Genomic DNA, 6,743 nt, shown 5'->3' on the forward strand with positions numbered 1-6,743 from the left:
GAATTAGAAGACAAAAAATCCCTAACCAGTTGTACCGGTCTACTGGCTATTATGTTGATTGGAGAATTATCCCATAAAAGATCTTAGAGATTCAGCATGAGGTCTAAGTTTAGAGAGAGCTTCTTTCTCTATCTGTCTTATCCTCTCCCTAGTAACTCCAAGGACCTTTCCCACCTCTTCTAGTGTGTAGCTATGGTTACCTGTTAGTCCATAGCGAAGATCCAGTACTTGCCTCTCCCTATCCGTGAGATCGTCTAATAATGCTAATATCTGCTCCCTTAGAATATCCCTTGAGACCTGGTCAGCAGGAGACTCTATATTAGGATCCTCTATGATCTCTTCGACTGTGCCGTCGCCATCCTCTCCATATGGTTGTTCGAGCGACATTGGATATTGCGATGCCTTGACTACCTCTCTAACCCTCTCAGGGGTGATATTGAGCTCCGCTGCTATCTCTTCACTGGTAGGTTCTCTACCTAGTTCTTGAGAAAGTCTGTGGGATACCTTGGTGATGTTGTGCATCAGCTCCGTTACGTGGACTGGTAATCTTACTACTCTTGACTGGCTCGCGAGAGCTCTAGTCACGGCTTGACGGATCCACCACGTTGCGTAGGTACTAAACCTATACCCTCTACGATAGTCAAACTTGTCCGCAGCTCGCATCAGTCCCAGGTTGCCTTCTTCTATGAGGTCGGAGAGTGGTAGGCCTCTTCCAGCGTATCTTCGAGCTATAGAGACTACAAGCCTGAGGTTGCACTCGATCATTCTCCGACGAGCCATCTCGCCTCGTTCTTTATCTCTCAGTGCGGCTTCTCTCTCCTCAGGGCTAAGATCCTGGTGTAGCTTTCTAGTTGCTTGACGGCCTTTTTCTATGGCTTTTGCTAGCGCTATCTCCTCCATAGGAGTGAGCAAGGGAATAGCGCCTATATCCCTCAGATATACAGAAACTGAATCTTCGGATCCAGAACTCTCTTCAGCAGAGATATAGCTGTCATTCTCCTGCACATAGTCTTCAGCAAAGGGTTCGTCGGTGACGTGCATGTTCATGGTTCTTACTCCAGTCTAGACCTATCAAGGCACTCCTAATCCCCTCAACAAAACTCACAAGATAATTTGCACAGTCCCTCCGAACCACCTCCCTTACCGTGAGATATAGCTTTCATAGATATAAACACCCAAAGTACAAGTTTTGTGTCATTAATGATTACGTATTGTAGTTTCCTAAGGTTTCAATATTGAGAGAGTTAATAACCCTAACAGCATCTTCTATGCCGAAAATAGCGATTTAGAGGAGGAATTGATTATGGACCTGGGACTTTCAGGGAAAGTAGCTATAGTTGCTGCCGCTAGTAGCGGTTTGGGAAAGGCTGTTGCTGCCAGGTTAGTCGAGGAGGGGGCAAAAGTAGCTATATGTTCAAGAGACCATGCGAGGGTTGATAAGGCCTCAAATGAAATCTCAAGGGGTGAAGATAGTGTCTTACCTGTGGTGGCTGATGTGACGAACCCAGATGACATAAAGAAGTTAGTAGATACCACTGTAGGAAAGTGGGGACGTGTTGATATATTAGTTACCAATGCCGGCGGGCCACCTGCAGGCGATTTCGAAGACTTCAATGATGATGATTGGTACAGGGCTTTTGATCTCAATATGATGAGCTCAGTTCGGCTTATCCGTCAGGTATTACCGATTATGAAGAGTCAACGATATGGACGCATTGCTAATATCGTCAGCACATCGGTTAAGTCCCCAATCAGAGGGCTCATACTGTCCAACTCTATACGAGCTTCTGTGGTAGGTATGGCCAAGACGCTGTCCCTGGATGTTGGGCGTTACAATATCACTATAAATAACATATGTCCCGGAAGAATTCTTACAGATAGAGTTAGATCTTTGGACGAGATACGCGCCAGCAGGGAGGGGCGCTCTGTCGATGATGTGCGAGCTGAACAAGAGAGCTTCATTCCCCTTGGACGGTACGGTACTCCAGATGAATTTGCAGATGTTGTAGCCTTCTTTGTCAGTGATAGAGCTTCTTATGTCACAGGGACAACATTACAGGTAGATGGTGGAGCGTTGCAGTGTATTTATTAGTTGTATTAGTTGGTAGGTTAAATCGATTATGAGCAAACAACAAGTAAGCTTGGGCTTGATATGCGTGCTTGCTGAAGACTGGTATGAGTTAGTTGACTTCTATGTGGATGTAATTGGTCTATCCCCTGTAGATATAGACGAATCGAAAGAGCGTGCTCTGCTAAAAGACGCAAGAGGGCTTAGCATCCTGATACTATCAGGTGGTGAAGGCCAAGAATTACCCAAAGGACCAAAACACAACTCATTCTACGTAAGTTTTGTAGTCAATGATCTCCCTGCTATGGTTAGCGAGCTTGAGTATAGAGGCGTTGTCTTTTGGCAAATAGATGAGGGTATTCTGGCAGTTATGGACCCCGACGGCAACTTATTGTACTTGTCTGATGAAAATAGGTATGGCTCTATACCAGACGGCTGGCTTATTCAAGAAAAATTTGACCTCGATGCTTATAGAGAATAATCTCTTGCACACAAATTGCTGTCAATGACTAATCTAGGAGATTATCTGGAGGTTTGGAGGGATGCAGATAGGTCATGATACCACTATTACTTACCTGGGACATTCCACTTTTATAGTGGATACGCCAGGAGGCAAGCGCATATTGCTGGAGCCCTGGGTGATGAATAATCCTAAGTGTCCTGATAATCTGAAGCAGTTAGGTAATGTGGATCTAGTTCTCATCTCCCACGGTCATTCAGACCATATGGGAGATGCTATACAGATCCTTCAACAAACAGGTGCTACTTGCATCGGAATATTTGAGATATGTACTTGGCTAGGGAGCAAAGGTATCCAGAACACTTCACCTATGAACAAAGGAGGGACACAGCGAATTGGTGATATCAAAGTCACGATGGTGCACGCTGTACACTCCTCCAGTGTTGTCGACGATGGAGAGCTTATTCCCGGGGGGGAAGCTGCAGGTTACGTCATAGAGTTGGAGAATGGATTCAAGATATACCATGCTGGTGATACTGCAGTCTTCTCAGATATGCAGCTTGTAGGAGAGTTGTATAAGCCTGATCTATGCATGCTTCCTATAGGAGACCACTTTACTATGGGGCCACGTGAAGCAGCTATGGCCACTAAGTTATTGGGGACAACCCAGGTGATACCGATGCATTATGGCACATTCCCTGTGCTCACTGGTACCCCTGAAGAATTCCGAAATATGGTAGGAGATATAGGGGGTGTACAGGTGTTGGATATTCGTCCTGGTGAGAGCCTCAAGTAAATCGTCTATATTCAGGTTTGATCGCAGCTTTGGCTGCGATCAAACCTCAAATTCCCTAGAACTGTAGGCGTAATCAACCTCACCATTGAATTCTCTTTTAGCTAAGCCTATAGCTACCTCTGCTTTTCGTTCAGGTAGATGTGTCAGTACAAGCTTTTTGACGTTACCAGCCTGAGCAATCTTACCAGCCTGCTCGGCAGTTATATGTACATTTGGATTCCCCGGTTGGTCGACATAAGCGGCCTCACACAATAGCAGGTCTGCTTGCTCTGTAAACTCGTAGATCGAGTCTTCCCATCCTGTATCTGCAGAATATACAAAGGTCCTATCGTTTGTTGATATTCTCATACCGTATGTGTCTATGGGGTGTAACATCTTCCTGAATTGGAAATGTGCTTTTCCAATGTGTAATCCTGACTGTGGATCGTATTCGAAAGTCTCAAATGTGCCTGTAAAGAAATCTGGATTGGGATCTATAGGCTCGACAACTCTTCTTAGAATCTCAACACCGTTTGGAGGAAGATAAAGCTTAGGAGGATTAGAAGGCTTTGCTTCTAAGGACAGATAGTAGCGATATGGTATCAGATCAGCCCAATGGTCGAAGTGTAAGTGAGATATGACTATAGCTGTTATTGACTCAGGATCTGCTGTTGCCCTTAGTCTCTCGAATACGCCTGTTCCAACATCTATGAGTATAGTTTGTTGCTCGATGTCGAGGATATACCCGCTGCAAGCTCGGTTAGCAGAGGGCCATGCTGGCTCGCTTCCTAGAATCTTCAGTCTAGTCATTATTTCCCCTCTCTGATGCTAAGGCTGTTTTGGTGAAAGTATACGCATAAACAGGTTAATGGGCATATAGTGCACTTTGGTACAGGAGCTTTGCATACTCTTCTCCCGTGCCTGATTAAGTTGATATGGAAAGGATAGGCGCGCTCGGGGGAAACTATTTGGGCGAGGATATCATGAGCTCTATCTGCGTTAGTCTTTGGAGGTATGAGACCTAGCCTGAGCGATACTCTATGAACGTGGGTGTCCACAGGCATAACTGGTAACCCTAGAGAGAACATAAGCACGCATGCGGCTGTTTTGGGTCCTACACCATTGATGCTTGTGAGCCACTCCTTGGCGGCATTAATAGGCATATCTTTCAGGAACTGTAAATCAAAAGACCCTAGCCGGGACCAAATCTCTTTTAGAACTGATTGTATGCGAGGTGCCTTAATGTTGCTTAAGCCCGCAGACTTTATCAGTTGGGCTACCTCTTCAGTAGGTGCCTCCATGACCCTTTTCCAGTCACCGTTAAAGTGATCGTAGAGCCTATCAAATGCTGCTCCGGAGTTTTTATCTGATGTGTGCTGGGAAAGAATAGTTAGTATAAGCTCGCTAACGGGGTCTAAACGTGATACCCACTCTGGGTTGCCATAGGTACGAGTTAGGATATCATCAATTATTTTGACTTTTTCCTTAGGAGGGAGAGTGTAGCATTGTGATTGCTGCATATCTGCAGTATAGCAGAGGTGTGGTGTGGTAAGGGGTAGGGAGCGCGGCGGCCTACTTTTCCGGCTGGGAGAGCCAGTATCATTGGTGCTGGAGGGTTTCACTACCGGGTTCGGGATGGGGCCGGGTGGTTCCCCTCCGCTTGAGCCACGCTCCCGTGTTATGGGTAGCGGATGGGGTAATTTGGATCTTGTCGTAAGGGGAGGATGGAGGCGGGCAAGACGGTCGACCGTTAGTACCGCTTGGCTGCACACCTTACGGTGCTTGCACCTGCGGCCTATCTACCAGGTCATCTTCCTGGGGTCTAGTGGGGAGGTCTAATCCTGGGGTGGGCTTCCCGCTTAGATGCTTTCAGCGGTTATCCCGACCGGACTCGGCTACCCGGCGGTGCCAACTCTTGACAACCGGTACACCGTAGGTCCGTCCATCCCGGTCCTCTCGTACTAGGGACGGATCCCCTCACAACCTCCTGCGCCCGCGACGGATAGAGACCGAACTGTCTCACGACGTTCTGAACCCAGCTCGCGTGCCTCTTTAATGGGCGAACAGCCCAACCCTTGGGACCTACTCCGGCCCCAGGATGAGACGAGCCGACATCGAGGTGCCAAACCCTGCCGTCGATGTGAACTCTTGGGCAGGATCAGCCTGTTATCCCCGGGGTAGCTTCTATCCGTTAGGCCACGGCCCTTCCACGCGGTACCGTGGGATCACTAAGCCCGACTTTCGTCCCTGCTCGGCTTGTCGGCCTTGCAGTCAAGCTCCCTTATGCCTTTGCGCTCACCGGCCGGTTTCCATTCGGCCTGAGGGAACCTTTGGGCGCCTCCGTTACCTTTTAGGAGGCGACCGCCCCAGTCAAACTACCCGCCAGACACTGTCCCGGTTGCCCGGTTAGGCTCAAGGCCACGTAAGAGTGGTATTTCACCGGCGCCTCCACCCCTCCCGCAAGAGGGGCTTCACAGGCTCCCACCTATCCTACGCATACGTAGCCCCGAGCCAGTGTCAAGCTGTAGTAAAGCTCCACGGGGTCTTTTTGTCCTGTCGCGGGTAACCCGTATCTTCACGGGTACTTCAATTTCGCCGGGTCCCTCGTTGAGACAGTGCCCAGATCGTTATGCCTTTCGTGCGGGTCGGAACTTACCCGACAAGGAATTTCGCTACCTTAGGACCGTTATAGTTACGGCCGCCGTTTACCGGGGCTTCGGTTTGGGGCTACGTGCACCCCTCCCCTTGACCTTCCGGCACTGGGCAGGCATCAGCCCCTATACATCCTCTCACGAGTTAGCAGGGACCTGTGTTTTTGTTAAACAGTCGCCTGGGCCGTTTCTCTGCGGCCTCCTCGAGCTCATCACCCAAGGAGGCGCCCCTTCTCCCGAAGTTACGGGGCCATTTTGCCGAGTTCCTTAACGAGGGGTATCCCGTTCACCTTGGTATCCTCTACCTGCCCACCAGTGTCGGTTTGCGGTACGGGCAGCATCTGGTCTGGCTTAGAGGCTTTTCTTGGCGGTATGGGCGTTCGGCCGAGTTGAGCTCCGGGTTGCCCCGGGCTCTCCCCATCACCCCCACGGATATGTGCCGGCGGATTTGCCTACCGGCACTCCCTGGAAGGCTTGGACGGTACTGCCCCGCTCCGGCCTACCCTGCCGCGTCCCCCCATCGCTCATAGCGACCAGACGCTGGTACGGGAATATCAACCCGTTGTCCATCGGCCACAAGCACTCCGGCTTGCAACCTTAGGCCCGACTAACCCTAAGCGGATTGACCTTGCTTAGGAAACCTTGGGCTTTCGGTGTGCCTGGTTCTCGCAGGCAATGCGCTACTCATACCGGCATTCTCACTTGCGATGGCTCCAGCGGACCTCTCGGCTCCGCCTTCACAGCCCTACGCAACGCTCCCCTACCCAGCCAAATAGGCTGTCGCAGCTT

The 6,743-nt window shown here is 49.6% G+C and carries 6 protein-coding genes and 2 rRNA genes (1 of these 8 only partly in view); 3 read left to right on the forward strand and 5 right to left on the reverse strand.

Annotation, left to right across the window (positions count from 1 at the left end; genetic code table 11):
* Positions 1-66: 66 nt before the first annotated feature.
* Entirely contained in the window at positions 67-1,047 is a 981-nt protein-coding gene (locus TTER_RS03790; protein ID WP_012874709.1) for a sigma-70 family RNA polymerase sigma factor, read from the reverse strand.
* A 256-nt stretch (positions 1,048-1,303) separates the two neighbouring features.
* Between TTER_RS03790 and TTER_RS03795 the strand changes: the two genes are divergently transcribed.
* From TTER_RS03795 to TTER_RS03805, 3 genes are all read left to right on the forward strand, one after another.
* The gene (locus tag TTER_RS03795; RefSeq protein WP_012874710.1) at positions 1,304-2,092 is read left to right on the forward strand and encodes an SDR family oxidoreductase; all 789 of its coding nucleotides are present in this window, start codon (positions 1,304-1,306) and stop codon (positions 2,090-2,092) included.
* A gap of 28 nt (positions 2,093-2,120) precedes the next feature.
* On the forward strand, positions 2,121-2,549 hold the full coding sequence (locus TTER_RS03800) for a VOC family protein (protein WP_012874711.1): 429 nt from the start codon (positions 2,121-2,123) through the stop codon (positions 2,547-2,549).
* Positions 2,550-2,610: 61 nt separating this feature from the next.
* On the forward strand, positions 2,611-3,324 hold the full coding sequence (locus TTER_RS03805) for a metal-dependent hydrolase (protein ID WP_012874712.1): 714 nt from the start codon (positions 2,611-2,613) through the stop codon (positions 3,322-3,324).
* A gap of 39 nt (positions 3,325-3,363) precedes the next feature.
* Here the strand turns inward: TTER_RS03805 and TTER_RS03810 are convergent, their stop codons facing one another.
* The 4 genes from TTER_RS03810 to TTER_RS03825 all read right to left on the reverse strand — a co-directional run.
* Positions 3,364-4,113, reverse strand: a complete 750-nt coding sequence (locus TTER_RS03810) for an MBL fold metallo-hydrolase (RefSeq protein WP_012874713.1) — start codon at positions 4,111-4,113, stop codon at positions 3,364-3,366.
* On the reverse strand, positions 4,113-4,823 hold the full coding sequence (locus TTER_RS16340; protein ID WP_012874714.1) for an endonuclease III domain-containing protein: 711 nt from the start codon (positions 4,821-4,823) through the stop codon (positions 4,113-4,115). Before TTER_RS16340 ends, TTER_RS03810 begins: the two co-directional genes overlap by 1 nt.
* A 39-nt stretch (positions 4,824-4,862) precedes the next feature.
* Positions 4,863-4,976, reverse strand: a 5S ribosomal RNA gene (gene rrf / locus TTER_RS03820).
* A 57-nt stretch (positions 4,977-5,033) separates the two neighbouring features.
* Positions 5,034-6,743: ribosomal RNA gene (locus tag TTER_RS03825) — 23S ribosomal RNA — on the reverse strand (it continues 1,226 nt past the right edge of the window).

The organism is Thermobaculum terrenum ATCC BAA-798 (assembly GCF_000025005.1).
Classification (GTDB): Bacteria; Chloroflexota; Chloroflexia; order Thermobaculales; family Thermobaculaceae; genus Thermobaculum; species Thermobaculum terrenum.